13 protein-coding genes are annotated in these 15,263 nt (G+C 38.8%); 12 read left to right on the top strand and 1 reads right to left on the bottom strand.

The annotated features are described in order from the left end of the window. The first annotated feature begins 18 nt into the window (after positions 1-18). The 12 genes from mraY to ileS all read left to right on the top strand — a co-directional run bounded on the left by mraY (position 19) and on the right by ileS (position 13,678). Complete coding sequence (mraY, locus tag OZ002_RS08005) at positions 19-981, top strand: phospho-N-acetylmuramoyl-pentapeptide-transferase (protein WP_002286639.1); 963 nt, start codon at positions 19-21, stop codon at positions 979-981. A gap of 13 nt (positions 982-994) precedes the next feature. Continuing rightward, complete coding sequence (murD, locus tag OZ002_RS08000) at positions 995-2,356, top strand: UDP-N-acetylmuramoyl-L-alanine--D-glutamate ligase (RefSeq protein WP_002332073.1); 1,362 nt, start codon at positions 995-997, stop codon at positions 2,354-2,356. Positions 2,357-2,381: 25 nt separating this feature from the next. Next, complete coding sequence (gene murG, locus OZ002_RS07995) at positions 2,382-3,470, top strand: undecaprenyldiphospho-muramoylpentapeptide beta-N-acetylglucosaminyltransferase (RefSeq protein WP_325083070.1); 1,089 nt, start codon at positions 2,382-2,384, stop codon at positions 3,468-3,470. 14 nt (positions 3,471-3,484) lie between these two features. After that, positions 3,485-4,705, top strand: coding sequence for a cell division protein FtsQ/DivIB (locus tag OZ002_RS07990; protein ID WP_002332072.1), 1,221 nt, complete (start codon positions 3,485-3,487; stop codon positions 4,703-4,705). 155 nt (positions 4,706-4,860) lie between these two features. Beyond that, entirely contained in the window at positions 4,861-6,186 is a 1,326-nt protein-coding gene (gene ftsA / locus OZ002_RS07985; protein ID WP_002286631.1) for a cell division protein FtsA, read from the top strand. Positions 6,187-6,208: 22 nt separating this feature from the next. Then, a complete protein-coding gene (gene ftsZ / locus OZ002_RS07980) occupies positions 6,209-7,450 on the top strand; it encodes a cell division protein FtsZ (protein WP_002286629.1) in 1,242 nt (413 codons plus the stop codon). A gap of 16 nt (positions 7,451-7,466) precedes the next feature. After that, positions 7,467-8,144 (top strand): YggS family pyridoxal phosphate-dependent enzyme, encoded by a 678-nt coding sequence (locus tag OZ002_RS07975; protein ID WP_002324421.1) that lies wholly within the window; start codon positions 7,467-7,469, stop codon positions 8,142-8,144. A gap of 13 nt (positions 8,145-8,157) precedes the next feature. Beyond that, positions 8,158-8,757, top strand: coding sequence for a cell division protein SepF (locus OZ002_RS07970; protein WP_002286627.1), 600 nt, complete (start codon positions 8,158-8,160; stop codon positions 8,755-8,757). Positions 8,758-8,780: 23 nt separating this feature from the next. Beyond that, positions 8,781-9,059 carry a YggT family protein gene (locus OZ002_RS07965; RefSeq protein WP_033582058.1) on the top strand — a complete coding sequence of 93 codons (279 nt, stop codon included), beginning with the start codon at positions 8,781-8,783 and terminating at the stop codon, positions 9,057-9,059. A 48-nt stretch (positions 9,060-9,107) separates the two neighbouring features. After that, positions 9,108-9,890, top strand: a complete 783-nt coding sequence (locus OZ002_RS07960; protein WP_002286624.1) for a YlmH family RNA-binding protein — start codon at positions 9,108-9,110, stop codon at positions 9,888-9,890. A gap of 20 nt (positions 9,891-9,910) precedes the next feature. Continuing rightward, positions 9,911-10,618, top strand: coding sequence for a DivIVA domain-containing protein (locus OZ002_RS07955; RefSeq protein WP_002286622.1), 708 nt, complete (start codon positions 9,911-9,913; stop codon positions 10,616-10,618). A 261-nt stretch (positions 10,619-10,879) separates the two neighbouring features. Continuing rightward, positions 10,880-13,678: an isoleucine--tRNA ligase gene (gene ileS / locus OZ002_RS07950; RefSeq protein ID WP_002286621.1), complete on the top strand. Its 2,799-nt coding sequence runs from the start codon at positions 10,880-10,882 to the stop codon at positions 13,676-13,678. Between the two features lie 47 nt (positions 13,679-13,725). Here ileS and zwf read toward each other — a convergent pair whose 3' ends face one another. Beyond that, positions 13,726-15,252, bottom strand: a complete 1,527-nt coding sequence (gene zwf / locus OZ002_RS07945; protein ID WP_002286618.1) for a glucose-6-phosphate dehydrogenase — start codon at positions 15,250-15,252, stop codon at positions 13,726-13,728. Positions 15,253-15,263: the final 11 nt, after the last annotated feature.

Here is a 15,263-nt window from a genome sequence, read left to right as displayed (position 1 = left end):
AATAGGAGAGAAAAGAGCATGGAATGGACACAAGCATTGATTCCCATTGTCAGCAGTTGTGCAATGACAATTGCCGCAATGCCGCTATTTATTGGTTACTTTCAAATGAAAAAGCAAGGTCAGGCGATTCGTGAGGAGGGACCAAAGTGGCACAATAGCAAAGCCGGAACTCCTACAATGGGCGGCTTAGTGTTTCTGATCGGCTCTATTTTGACAGGAATTTGGGTTGGAGCTTGGCAAAAACAGCTAACTCCTACTCTTTTCATCTTGCTTTTTGTATTAGCATTATACGGAGTAATCGGCTTTCTTGATGATTTTATAAAAATATTCAAGAAAAGAAACATGGGACTGAACTCGAAGCAGAAATTGATTGGACAGATTCTAGGGGGAATCATCTTTTATCTTGTTTACCGTTCTGAAGGTTATCCAGGTGTATTGAATTTCTTCGGACTAGATCTACCTTTAGGAATCATTTATGGTATTTTCGCTCTCTTCTGGCTTGTTGGATTTTCAAATGCAGTAAATCTGACAGATGGCATCGATGGATTAGTTGCTGGCTTAGGAAGTATCTCTTTTGCAGCTTACGGTCTAATTGCTTGGCATCAGCATCAGTATGATGTATTAATCATTTGCTTAAGTGTTTTAGGAGGTTTACTGGGTTTCTTCGTCTACAACAGAAAACCTGCCAAGATTTTTATGGGAGATGTCGGTTCATTAGCGTTGGGCGGACTTTTAGCGGCAATTTCTATAATGCTAAACCAAGAATGGACATTGCTTTTGATTGGTTTGATCTATGTTATGGAAACAGCAAGTGTGATGCTTCAAGTTACTTCCTTTAAGCTTACAGGAAAACGAATTTTTAAAATGTCTCCAATTCATCATCACTTTGAAATGTGCGGATGGTCGGAGTGGAAGATTGATACAGTTTTTTGGTTGATCAGCATTGTGACTTCGTTGATCACATTATGGATCGTTTGGTAGGAGATGACGGGAAATGAAAAAAATATCAACATATGAAAATAAGAAAGTGCTTGTCTTAGGACTCGCAAAAAGCGGAGTAAGTGCGGCCAAATTATTACATGAATTGGGCGCACTTGTCACCGTTAATGATGGAAAACCTTTTGACGAAAATCCGGAAGCACAAGAGCTGCTTTCTTTAGGGATAAAAGTAATAACAGGTAGTCATCCAATCGAATTGTTGGATGAAGAATTTTCATTGATGGTCAAAAATCCAGGGATTCCCTACAGTCATCCTTTAGTAGCAAAAGCCCAAGAAATGGGTATTCCGGTAATTACGGAAGTTGAGCTAGCTTACGAAGTAGCGGAATGCCCAATTATTGGGATTACAGGAACGAACGGAAAAACAACGACAACAACGATGACAGGACTACTACTGAATGCAGGAGCAGATCAAGGAATTGCACGTTTAGCGGGTAATATTGGGTATCCAGCAAGTGGTGTAGCGCAAGAAGCAAAATCAGAAGATAAAATTGTGATGGAATTGTCTAGCTTCCAACTCATGGGAATCACAGATTTCCGCCCTCATATAGCGGTGATTACCAATATCTATGAAGCACATATTGATTATCATGGTACAAGAAAAGAATATGTCAAAGCTAAATGGAACCTTCAAAAAAACATGACAGAAAAAGATTATCTGATCCTTAACTGGAATCAGTCAGAACTACAAGAATTAGCGCAAAGAACAAAAGCACGTGTACTGCCTTTCTCGACAAAAGAAGTGTTGGAAGGCGGTGTGTATGCTGACGATTACTCAATATACTATAAAAAAGAAAAAATAATGGAAATATCTGAACTTGGCGTACCAGGTAAGCATAATGTAGAAAATGCACTAGCTGCTATTTCTGTAGCAAAATTGTATGGTATATCAAATGAAGCTATACGAGAAACGTTGAATTTATTCCATGGCGTACCACATCGTACGCAATATGTAGGAGAAATCCAAGGCAGAAAATTTTATAATGATTCAAAAGCAACCAATATTTTAGCGACTAAAATGGCTCTAAGTGGATTTGAAACGTCTAAGGTCGTGTTATTGGCTGGCGGATTAGACAGAGGAAATACATTTGATGAATTAATTCCTTCATTAAAAGGAATCAAAGCAATGGTCGTATTTGGCCAAACAAAAGAAAAGTTGATGGATGCTGGAAAAAAAGCAGGGATCGAGACAATAGTAACAGCCGATTCTGTAGAACAAGCAGTTCCTTTAGCATTAGAAAACAGTACAGATGGTGATGTAGTTTTATTATCACCAGCGAATGCCAGCTGGGATCAATACCCAAATTTTGAAACTAGAGGAAACAGATTCATGGAAGCTGTGAACCGATTAAAATAGAAAAAGTAGAAGCGAGCGATAAAAAATGAAAATTTTGGTTACAGGCGGAGGAACAGGGGGACATATTTATCCAGCTCTTGCCTTTGTCAATTATGTAAAGACTCAAGAACCGAATGGTGAATTCATGTATGTGGGAGCAAAACGAGGTCTAGAAAACAAAATCGTCCCTGATACAGGAATGCCTTTCCATACCTTGGAGATTCAAGGATTTAAACGAAAAATTTCCATGCATAACATCAAGACGGTCCGATTGTTTCTTAAGAGTATCCGTCAAGCAAAAAAAATCCTCAGTGATTTTCAACCAGATATCGTTATCGGTACTGGAGGATATGTTTCCGGAGCGGTAGTGTACGCTGCAGCCAAAATGGGTATTCCAACAATTATCCATGAACAAAACAGTGTACCAGGTGTTACCAATAAATTTTTAAGCCGATATGTGGATCGGATCGCTCTTTCATTTAAAGATGCGGCTTCCTTTTTTCCTGAAAACAAAGCAGTTCTTGTAGGTAATCCTCGAGCACAAGAAGTAGCAGATACTAAAAAATCAGATATTTTGAAAACATTTGGTTTGGATCCAGAAAAGAAAACAGTCTTGATTTTTGGCGGTAGTCAAGGAGCACTTAAAATCAATCAAGCAGTATCAGTTTTTTTAAGTGAATATATTCCTTCTTCTTACCAAGTTTTGTATGCTTCAGGAGATAGATATTATGAAGAGATCCTAAATAAAATAAATCCTGAAATACAAAATATTAGTGTCCAGCCTTATATCAAAAATATGGCAGAGGTCATGGCTTCCAGTGATCTGCTGGTGGGGCGTGCTGGTGCAACTTCGATCGCAGAATTCACAGCTCTGGGGTTACCGGCAGTGTTGGTTCCCAGCCCATATGTTACGAATGATCATCAAACTAAAAATGCAATGAGTCTTGTTCACGCAGGAGCAGCAAAAATGATTGCAGATAATGAACTAACAGGTGAATCACTAAGTCAGACAATCAACGAAATCATGGGTGATGAAGAATTGCAAAAGCAAATGTGCCGAGCTTCTAAAGAACAAGGAATCCCTGATGCTTCAAAACGTCTTTATGACTTAGTAAAACAAATAATCAAAAAATAAAGGCGGTGGTCTTAGTGAGTAAGAAAAAAGAACCAAAAAAATTGTCTCATCCGTCTTCTGATGAAAACAATTTGACTCCTTGGCAAAAGGCTAACCGAAAATATCTGGCAGAACAAGAGATGAAAAACCAAGAGCCAAAAAAAGAAGACATAACATTAGATACACCCCTTTCAGATTCTGAAGAAGAAAAAACGGTTCAAGAGGAACAGCAAGAAGAAAGCCAGTCCGAGAAAAAAATCGAATTTTTTGAAGAGATCAAGCAAAAGAAAAACGGTGGGCCATATAACGGTTCTTTTTTGAACCGGCTGCCCAATTTAAAAAGTCAACGGCACAAAGTACTATTTCGTCGGTTAGCTTTGATCATCACTGTATTGGGTATACCGCTGATTTTTTTGATCTATTATGTTTCTCCTTATAGCAAATTACAAGCAGTTGCAGTATCAGGCAATAAGACAGTCAACAGCCAAGAAATCATCTCTGATACAAAATTGTCATTAGGAGAAAATGTTTGGGGACAGTATTTTCATCGATCTACTTATATCGATCGCCTTAAAAAAGCACAGCCAAGAATCGAAACAGCAAATATACATTTCAAAGGGATGAATGAATTCGATTTGGATGTAACAGAATATAAAGAGATTGCTTTGATCGCAAAAAACAATCAATACTACCCAGTGATTGAAAATGGAACAGTATTAGATGAAAAAGTAGCAAATCCTACAAAAAATCTCCCTATCTTGGAAGAGTTCAAAGACTCTGCAAAAATCAAAGAATTAACAAAGCAATACAATCAGTTATCATCAGAATTACAAAAAGCAATTTCTGAAATCAAGTACACGCCAAGAGCAAGCAATAAAAATCTGATCCAATTGAATATGAATGACGGCAATCAAGTTATTGTAAATATCAATAATCTTGCGAACCAAATGAAATATTATTCGCAAGTAGCCAAAGATATGGATGAAAAAGGTGTGATCGACATGGAAGTTGGTATCTTCTCGCATCCTTACGGTAGCACTCAAGAAACGGAAGAATCGGGCCAATCGGAAGAAACAACTGAAAGTGAAGAAAATGCGGATCAAACAAACGAATCAAGTGAAGAGGCAGAAACGCAAGCAGCACAAACACCTGGATCGTCTAGCACAAACGGATCATCTGATTCAAATGATTCAAGTGAAACAAGTCAAATAGAAGATAATCCAAGTACAACTCCGTCAAGTTTAAATGAAAATTGATAAAACAACTTTAAAAAGTAAGAATGTACTTTCTAAAAACCAGTAATTTATGGTAGAATTGGAAGCAGTGAATATATCTATTAATAAGTATATTTTAAAACGGACGCTAGTTGTTCGCTTGTATATGGAATAGTAAGTAGGAGGGAATCCCATTCATGGCAAAAACAGGAATGTATGTAGGCCTTGATATTGGAACGACATCTGTTAAAGTTGTCGTGGCTGAATATATCGACAGCCAAATGAATATTATTGGAGTAGGAAACGCAAAATCAGAAGGGATTAACCGAGGCATTATCGTTGATATCGATAAAACGGTTCAAGCGATACAACGAGCAGTACGACAAGCAGAAGAAAAAGCAGGTATCCAGATCAAAGGCGTAAGTGTCGGTTTGCCAGCAAACATGCTTGAAGTAGAAAATTGCCAGGGAATGATTGCAGTTAACGGAGATTCAAAGGAAATCACCGATGAAGATGTCAGAAATGTGGCTTCAGCTGCCCTTGTTCGTTCAATACCTCCTGAACGTCAAATCGTGTCAATATTGCCACAAGATTTTACTGTCGATGGGTTCGAGGGAATCAAAGATCCTCGTGGAATGATCGGCGTAAGATTAGAAATGTACGGTCTGTTGTTTACAGGACCTAAAACGATCATCCATAACATACGTAAATGCGTGGAAAATGCCGGATTAATCGTCAACGAAATGGTGATTACTCCTTTAGCGCTGACTGAATCAATTCTTTCTGACGGAGAAAAAGATTTTGGTACGATCGTCATTGATATGGGTGGCGGCCAAACAACAACGGCTGTTATGCATGATAAGCAATTGAAGTTTACCAATCTTGACCAAGAAGGTGGCGAATTTGTCACTAAAGATATCTCTATTGTATTAAATACGTCATTTAACAATGCAGAAGCGTTGAAAATAAACTACGGTGATGCATACCCAGAACGGACATCACCAGATGAAGAATTTCCAGTAGATGTGATTGGTCAGTCAGAACCAGTGAAAGTCGATGAACGCTACTTGTCAGAAATTATTTCAGCTCGAATGGAACAGATTTTCAACAAAGCAAAAGATGCATTGGACCAAATCGAAGCATTAGAGTTGCCAGGTGGCGTCGTATTGACAGGCGGAGCTGCTAGTCTTCCTGGTGTTGTGGACTTGGCACAAGAAATCTTCGGCGTAAATGTAAAATTGTATGTTCCAAATCACATGGGGCTGAGAAACCCGGTATTTACAAATGTAATAAGTATCGTGGATTATTCAGCAAACTTGAGTGAAGTGTATCAATTGGCAAAAATTGCTGTTACGGGTGAAACCTCAGCAGCTCGTCAAATGGTAGTTGAACAAGAAACAACAAACACATATGAGAGCTATGAAGCACCTGAAGAAACAATCTACGATGAGCCGGAACCAAAAGAGTCCGGAGAAAATGTAAAAAATAAAATCAAGGGTTTCTTTACAAATATTTTTGATTAATTCATCCTGGGAGGAATAAGATATGGAATTCTCAATTGATAATAATATCAATGACGGCGCAGTAATCAAAGTCATCGGAGTCGGTGGTGGCGGTGGAAATGCTGTAAACCGAATGATTGAAGAAAACGTTAAAGGTGTTGAATTCATTACAGCCAACACAGACGTGCAAGCATTAAAAAATTCAAAAGCTGAAACAGTTATCCAATTAGGCCCCAAATATACTCGTGGTTTAGGTGCTGGTTCTCAGCCAGAAGTTGGACAAAAAGCGGCAGAAGAAAGTGAACAATCCTTACGCGAAGCTTTAGACGGTGCAGATATGATTTTCATCACTGCAGGAATGGGTGGAGGAACCGGTACAGGTGCTGCACCAATCGTTGCAGGTATCGCGAAAGAATTGGGCGCATTGACTGTTGGTGTCGTGACACGTCCATTCACTTTTGAAGGACCGAAACGTGGCCGTTTTGCTGCAGAAGGTATCGCTCGTTTGAAAGAAAATGTGGATACATTATTAATTATCTCAAATAACCGTTTATTAGAAGTTGTAGATAAAAAGACACCGATGCTTGAAGCTTTCCGTGAAGCAGATAATGTTTTACGACAAGGTGTACAAGGTATCTCTGATTTGATCACAGCGCCAGGTTACGTTAACCTTGACTTTGCTGACGTGAAAACAGTGATGGAAAACCAAGGTACAGCATTGATGGGGATCGGTGTGGCTAGTGGAGAAGATCGCGTAGTAGAAGCAACGAAAAAAGCAATCTCCTCTCCATTGCTTGAAACATCTATTGATGGAGCTGAACAAGTACTTCTTAACATCACAGGCGGTTTGGATATGACATTGTTCGAAGCACAAGATGCTTCAGATATCGTAGCAAATGCAGCAACTGGCGATGTAAATATCATTCTAGGTACATCTATCAATGAAGAAATGGGCGATGAAATCCGTGTGACGGTCATCGCAACAGGTATCGATGAATCAAAAAAGGAACGCAAGTCTAGCCGACCAGCTAGACAAGCACAAATGCAATCACCTGCTCAAAAGACTGTATTAGATATGGATCAAGCTAAACCAACTTCTTCAGAAGAAGAAAACAGTTTTGGCGATTGGGATATCAGACGTGAACAAAATGTTCGTCCTAGAGTTGATGATTCCAATTTTGACAATATCGAAAAAAAAGAATTTGATACATTCAACCGCGAAGAAACAAAATCTCATGGCGATGATGAATTAAATACGCCACCGTTTTTCCGTCGTAAAAAATAAAGGAGAGGAAGAGCACATGATTGCTGACAACTTGCAGAAAATCAAGCAAGAAATTCAGGATTCGTGTGCTCTTGTTCATCGTGATCCGAAAGAAGTTACATTAGTAGCTGTAACAAAATCTGTTGAATCCGCTCAAGCTGAAGAATTGGTTAGAGCTGGCGTTATGAATTGTGCAGAAAACCGAGTAGATAAACTATTACAAAAGAAACAAGATTTATTTGATTTTCCTGAAATAAAGTGGCATTTAATTGGTAATTTACAGCGCAGAAAGGTAAAATTGATTGTAAATGAAATTGATTACTTTCATGCGTTGGACAGTTTAAGATTAGCAGAAGAAATCCAGAAGCGGTTAGAGAAAGAATTATCCTGTTTTATTGAAGTAAATGTTTCTGGTGAGGAATCAAAACATGGAATTTCACCAGATGAGCTTTTACCGTTTGTGGAATCTTTAGCTGCCTGCACAAAAATCAAGGTTGTTGGGTTAATGACTATGGCGCCTAAAGAAGCTTCTGATGAGCAAATCCATAAAGTGTTTGGTACGCTGAAAGAATTGCGTGATCTTGTTCAAGCAAAAGGTTATGCCCATGCACCATGTAGTGAATTAAGTATGGGGATGAGTCAAGACTTTCAAATTGCGATTGAAGAAGGTGCAACATTTATCCGTGTAGGAACAGCGCTATTCAAAGACGAATAAAGGAGGAACAAAAATGCCGCTTTTAAACAGAGGAGCAATTGCTAATTTTTTCGGATTAGCTGATGAGGAAGAGTACGAATACCAAGATTATCCTGAAACAACAAAAAAGGCTGTACAGCCAACTAAAAAAAATACAACACAGAATCAATCAACTCATTCTGTATCTGCTGCGAATACTCATGAAAAACAAAAAACGGCGACTTCACGTCCTGTAACGCATGAAAGTATTCAGCCGGCTGAAAAGAAAAAAGTAATTGAACTACATCAATCACCTACAAAAACTGTAGCGAAAGAAAGAACAGCTTCAAGAACCTCTACACAACCTAAAGCAAATCTTGCTGGAAAAATCACTGTAATGGAACCAAGAGCTTATTCTGAAGCTATGGCGATTGCTAAACGAATCATTGCTGGAGAAGCAACCTTAGTGAATTTTCATTTAGTAGAAGAAAAACAAGCGAGAAGAATCGTTGATTTTCTAACAGGAACAGTTTATGCACTAGATGGAGATATCAAACGTGTTGGAGATGAGATTTTTCTTTGTACACCGACTGGGATGGAGATTGACAGTTCAACCGCTCAATCTTTTGCAGATGCGAATTTGTTTGATCTGTAAGAGGAGGAACTACGATTTATACTATTGCACTATTACTTCATTTACTTCAACGGGCAGCCTATTTCTATAGCATTATCTTGATGGTATATGCATTGCTCTCTTGGTTTCCAGGCGGGTATCAATCAGGGTTAGGACGATTATTAGCTAAGATCTGCGAACCGTATATCAGTTTGTTCGATCGTCTGCCTTTGAGGATTGGACCCTTGGATTTCACAATTTTAGGGGCAATCCTGATTTTGAACTTAGCCGTACAAGGTTTAGCACAGATCGTTATATGGATAACTGTCCATTTAGTTTATTGATTGAAGCAACAAAATCTTTATTCTCAGAATAGATAGGAGGGGAAAATTTTGGATGCAAATGTATACCAGCACTTTCGGGCAGATGAACGTACATTTATCGATTCGGTAGGCGATTGGATTGAACAAGTTCAAGGACAATATGCACCCTATCTGACCGAATTTCTTGACCCAAGACAATCCTATATTTTAGAAACACTGATTCGACAAAGCAGTGATTTGCGTTTCATGTTTTATGGCGGATATGAACAGGCAGAAAGAAAAAGATGTTTGATTTTCCCCGATTATTACGAACCTGTAGAGGAAGATTTTGAAACAGCATTGTATGAAATCCATTATCCTAGCAAATTTGCCAGCCTAAGTCATGGGAAAATCCTTGGAACTTTAGTGGGAACGGGGATCAAACGCTCTTACTTTGGCGATATCATCTCGGACGGTGATCGCTGGCAAGTATTTATTGCAAATGAGGTGGATCATTTTGTTGCTGCACAAGTAACAAAGATTGGAAAGGTTGCTGTACGCTTGGAACCAATCAAATACACAGAAATGATTATGCCGAAAGATAGCTGGACACAAGAAAGAGGAACAGTTAGTTCCATGCGACTAGACAGTGTGATCTCTGAGATTTATAATATTTCCAGACAGCGGTCCAAGCAGCTGATCGAAGCTGGTAAAGTAAAAGTGAACTGGACAGAAAATACAAGACCTGATTTTGTACTTGAACTATTAGATATTATTTCAGTCAGAGGTTATGGCAGAGTCCAGATCCAAGAACTTGAGGGGAAGACGAAAAAAGAAAAGTACAGGGTACTGTTCGGTGTATTACGTAAATAAAATAAAAAGGTGGTTTACTCATGGCTTTAACTCCATTAGATATCCAAAATAAGACATTCCCGACAAAAATGCGGGGATATAATCAAGACGAAGTAGATGATTTCTTAGATTTAGTTGTTCGTGACTATGAGGAATTGACTCAAAGAAATCGAGAATTAGAAAAAGCAGTCAAACATTCTGAAGAAAAACTTGAGTACTTCAATGAATTAAAAGATGCTTTGAACCAATCAATCATCGTAGCTCAAGATACGGCTGATAAAGTAAAAACAAGTGCAAGCAAGGAATCCGAAGTGATCGTTACTTCTGCACAAAACAAAGCAGATGAGTTAGTTGCGAACGCTGAAAAACGTGCACATCAATTAACAACTGATGCAGAAGAAAAAGCAAGAAAAATCTTGACAGATGCAACAGAAAAAGCAAGACAGCTTGCGACAGAAACTGAAGATCTTAAGAAAAAAACACGAGTATTCCATCAACGTATCAGCTTGATGCTTGAGTCTCAATTAGAACAAGTGAAAAGTCCGGAATGGGATGAAATTTTACAACCATTCTCCAGCTACGTGACTGACAGCCATGAAGTGATCAAAGAAGTTTTAGCAAAACAGCTTGACAATGAAAATGATACTGATGTAAACTCAGACACAGGAGTCATAGAAGCACCTATGACGGCATTTGATACACAGGCTATTGATATCTCGATCGTGCCTGGTGAAAATGAAAACGAGTAGAACAGAAAAGCACTTTGTTATTCTTAAAGCGAGCCGATGAGAGTGGAAGTTCGGTAAGACACTGCATGGTGAAAGATCCTCTACTTGAGACCTGCTTTTCCGAAATTAGAGTAAGAAGCAGCGGCTGACCTCGTTATTGGTCACAGAGAGTTTGCACTAGATAGATGCAACTAAATTTGGGTGGTACCACGGCATGTTCGTCCCTTGCGGCTGAACATGCTTTTTTGTGTCCGGAAAACAAACAAAGGAGTGTATGGTTGAATGAAAATGAAAGAAACCTTGCAATTAGGAAAAACAAAATTCCCTATGCGTGGTAATTTGCCAAACCGAGAAGGCGAGTGGCAAAAAGAATGGGAAGAAAATCGAATCTACCAAAAAAGACAAGAGTTGAACGAAGGAAAACCTAGCTTTGTTCTTCATGATGGACCTCCATATGCCAATGGTAATATCCATTTAGGACATTCATTGAATAAAATCAGTAAAGACATTATCATTCGTTCAAAATCAATGTCTGGCTATCGTGCACCATATGTTCCAGGATGGGATACACATGGATTGCCGATTGAACAAGTATTGGCTAATAAAGGCGTGAAACGTAAAGAAATGTCCATGGCAGAATACTTGGAAAAATGTCGTGAATATGCACTTTCCCAAGTAGATAAGCAACGAGCAGATTTCAAACGCCTAGGAGTTGCAGGAGATTGGGAACATCCTTATGTTACATTAGATCCTTCTTATGAAGCTGCACAAGTACGCGTATTTGGTAAAATGGCTGAAAAAGGCTATATTTACAAAGGATTGAAACCAATTTACTGGTCTCCGTCAAGTGAGTCTTCTTTAGCGGAAGCTGAAATTGAATATAAAGATGTAAAATCTCCATCTATTTTTGTAGCTTTCAATGTCAAAGACGGCAAAGATATTCTTGATGAAGATACAGCTTTTGTCATTTGGACGACAACACCATGGACATTGCCAGCAAACCAAGGTATTGCTGTAAATCCAAAATTTACGTATGTATTGGTGGAAGCCGATGGCCGTAAGTTTGTCGTAGCGAAAGATTTGCTAGAAACAGTCCAATCAGAAATCGGTTGGGAAAATGTAACAGTTCTAAAAGAATTTGCTGGACAAGAAATGGAATATATGACTGCAAGTCATCCATTCTATGAACGTGAATCACTTGTGATTTTAGGCGATCATGTTACTTTAGACGCTGGTACTGGATTAGTCCATACTGCTCCAGGACATGGGGAAGATGACTATATCGCTGGTAGCAAATATAAACTATCTGTAGTGTCACCTGTAGACTCAAAAGGATTGTTTACAGAAGAAGCACCTGGATTTGAAGGAATCTTTTATGACAAAGCAAATCCTATGATCACTGATCTATTAAAAGAAAAAGGAGCTTTGCTGAAGCTAGATTTCTTTACTCATAGTTATCCTCACGATTGGCGGACGAAAAAGCCTGTGATCTATCGGGCAACTCCACAATGGTTTGCATCTATCGATAAATTCCGTCAGAATATTTTGGATGAAGTAGAAAAAGTAGAGTGGGTTATCCCTTGGGGTAAAACACGTTTGTATAATATGATCCGTGACCGCGGCGATTGGGTAATTTCCCGTCAGCGTGCATGGGGAGTACCACTTCCGATTTTCTATGCTGAAAATGGAGAAGCAATCATCACACCAGAAACAATCGAACATGTGGCAAAATTATTTGCTGAACATGGATCAATTATCTGGTTTGAAAAAGAAGCGAAAGAACTTCTTCCTGAAGGATTTACCCACCCAGGTTCTCCTAATGGCGAATTTACAAAAGAAAAAGATATCATGGATGTCTGGTTTGATTCTGGTTCTTCTCATGAAGCTGTTTTACGTCAGCGACCAGAATTATCATTCCCAGCAGATATGTATTTAGAAGGATCAGACCAATATCGTGGCTGGTTCAACTCAAGTATCACGACTAGTGTGGCTATCAATGGTGTAGCACCATACAAATCAGTTATTTCTCAAGGATTTGCTTTAGATGGTGAAGGCCGTAAGATGAGTAAATCTTTAGGAAACATCATTGCACCAGAAAAAGTGATCAAACAATTTGGTGCAGATATCCTTCGCTTATGGGTATCTAGTGTAGATTATGAAGCAGATGTTCGTGTTTCTATGGATATCTTAAGTCAAGTGGCAGAAGTATATCGTAAAATCAGAAATACGATGCGTTTCTTATTAGCGAATACAGAAGATTTCGATCCTAAAAAAGATACTGTTTCGTACAATGATTTACGTTCTGTAGACAAATATATGACCGTTCGATTGAACCAAGTAATCAAAGAAATCCGAGAAGAAGGGTACGACAAATATAACTTCATGCATATTTACCGTACAGTTATGAACTTCTTGACGGTTGATCTATCGTCATTCTACCTGGATTTTGCTAAAGATGTAGTTTATATTGAAGCAGAAGATGATTATCAACGTCGTTGCATGCAAACTGTTTTCTATCAAACAGCTGTAGCTTTGACAAAATTATTGACTCCTATCATTCCGCATACAGCAGAAGAAATCTGGTCATTCCTGAAAGAAGAAGAGGAGTACGTTCAGTTAAGCGAGTTTCCTGGTTATGAAGAGTTTGCAAACCAAGAAGAATTGATGGATACCTGGACTGCTTTCATGGACTTCCGTGATAATGTCTTAAAAGCATTGGAAGAAGCAAGAAACAGCAAATTGATTGGTAAATCTTTGGAAGCAAAACTAACTGTTTATCCAAAACAACAAGTTCGTGAAATGTTAAAAGCTTTGGATGCAGATATTGCACAATTATTGATCGTTTCACCAGACTACTTTGAAGTTATGGCAGCAGATGAACAAGTGCCAGATAACGCTATGGTATTTGATGATGTTGCTATTACAGTGGAAAAAGCAGACGGGGAAACTTGCGATCGCTGTCGCCAAGTTCGTAAAGATGTAGGAGTAGATGAAAAACTTCCTCATCTATGCGGTCGTTGTGCAAAAATCGTTGAAGACTTCTATCCTGAAGCTGTAGCTGAAGGATTCGAAGAAAAGTAAAAGGGAAAAGGGGGTGTGACATGTTCTTTGTCACACCCCCTTTGTTGTCAATCGTTTAATTTTCCACGTTCACGATACCAGTTATCTGGTTGCCAGATCCATTCGAATCCGTCTTTTTCAAGTAGTTCGAAAGCTGCTTTAGGTCCCATTGATCCAGCTTTGTAGTTGGGAAAATCCGGTTGTGTTTGGTCCCAAGCTTTTCGAATGACATCCACGATATGCCAAGATTGAGCGACTTCTTCCCAATGAGAGAAGTTCGTTCCATCACCATTCAACGCATCTAATAGTAATTTTTCGTAAGCTTCTGGGCTATTTTCAACCATTTCTGCACTATTTCTAAATTCCAATTTAATTGGTTCCGTTTCAAATCCTTGCCCTACTTCTTTCCCATTCAAGGATAAAGAAAATCCTTCAGTTGGCTGAATATAGATCGTTAGAACATTAGGTGGAAGTGTCGTATCGTCACATGGTTCATCGACAGATGTTTTGAATACATTAACAGGAACTTGTTTGAATACGATGTTGATCCGAGTCCCTTTTTCAGTCAAACGTTTGCCTGTACGTACATAGAAAGGAACACCTGACCAACGGAAGTTATCGATAGTGAATTTGCCTGCGACGAATGTTTCAGTCTCTGATTGAGCATCCACTTTGTCTTCTTCGCGATAGCCCTTGAATTGTACACCATCCAATTCACCTTGAGCATATTGCCCGCGAACGAAGTTTTCTAACACTTCTTCTTCGTTATAAATGCGGATAGCTTTCAATGCTTTGATCTTTTCTGTACGGATTTCTTTTTCGGAAAATGCTACTGGCGGTTCCATTGCAAGTAATGCTACAACCTGTAAAATATGATTTTGCACCATGTCTTTAAGTGCGCCACTATGATCGTAGTAGCCCCCGCGATCTTCTACACCGAGGTTTTCGCCAAAAGTAATTTGGATATTGTCGATATAGCGATTGTTCCATTGAGCCTCAAAAATATTATTGGCAAAACGGATAGCTGAGATGTTTTGGATCATTTCTTTTCCTAAATAATGATCAATCCTAAAAATATCTTGTTCTGGGAATACTTCTCTGATTTGCTGGTTCAATTCAAAAGCAGACTGGTAATCAGAACCGAACGGTTTTTCTATGATCAAACGATTGAAGCCATTTTTTGTCATAATATTTTGTGATTTCAAATGAGAAACGATCGTTCCAAAAAATTGAGGTGCCATAGCCAAATAATAGACACGATTACCGTTTAATTGATAGTGTCCATCTAATCGGTCAGACAATTCTTTTAATGTCTGATAATGCGTTGAATCATTTACATCATGGGATTGATAGTAAAAATGGCTTGCAAAGGTAGTTGCTTCTTCATCTGAAGGATTCAATGCACGGATTGTTTCTTTGACAACTTCACGGTAGTGCTCATCGCTCCAGGGACGGCGAGCGGTTCCGATTACAGCAAAATGCTCGCCTAAATTTCCTTTTCTGTAAAGGCGGAACAAAGACGGGTACAATTTACGCTGGGCTAGGTCACCTGTACCGCCGAATATCGTAAACAATACATTTTTTTCATTAGACATGTGGATACACT

Origin of the sequence: Enterococcus sp. E4-150, assembly GCF_035726465.1 — a bacterium.
Taxonomy (GTDB): Bacteria; Bacillota; Bacilli; order Lactobacillales; family Enterococcaceae; genus Enterococcus_B; species Enterococcus_B faecium.
The sequence above is the reverse complement of the archived record's forward strand: the minus strand, read 5'-3'. Positions and strand labels throughout refer to the sequence as shown.

Bases quoted from the DNA above. Each gene is read 5' to 3' on its own strand.
- murD (WP_002332073.1), top strand. From the start codon at position 995: ATGAAAAAAATATCAACATATGAAAATAAGAAAGTGCTTGTCTTAGGA.
- ftsZ (WP_002286629.1), top strand. From the start codon at position 6,209: ATGGAATTCTCAATTGATAATAATATCAATGACGGCGCAGTAATCAAA.
- ftsA (WP_002286631.1), top strand. From the start codon at position 4,861: ATGGCAAAAACAGGAATGTATGTAGGCCTTGATATTGGAACGACATCT.
- mraY (WP_002286639.1), top strand. From the start codon at position 19: ATGGAATGGACACAAGCATTGATTCCCATTGTCAGCAGTTGTGCAATG.
- OZ002_RS07970 (WP_002286627.1), top strand. From the start codon at position 8,158: ATGCCGCTTTTAAACAGAGGAGCAATTGCTAATTTTTTCGGATTAGCT.
- OZ002_RS07975 (WP_002324421.1), top strand. From the start codon at position 7,467: ATGATTGCTGACAACTTGCAGAAAATCAAGCAAGAAATTCAGGATTCG.
- ileS (WP_002286621.1), top strand. From the start codon at position 10,880: ATGAAAATGAAAGAAACCTTGCAATTAGGAAAAACAAAATTCCCTATG.
- zwf (WP_002286618.1), bottom strand. From the start codon at position 15,252: ATGTCTAATGAAAAAAATGTATTGTTTACGATATTCGGCGGTACAGGT.
- murG (WP_325083070.1), top strand. From the start codon at position 2,382: ATGAAAATTTTGGTTACAGGCGGAGGAACAGGGGGACATATTTATCCA.
- OZ002_RS07955 (WP_002286622.1), top strand. From the start codon at position 9,911: ATGGCTTTAACTCCATTAGATATCCAAAATAAGACATTCCCGACAAAA.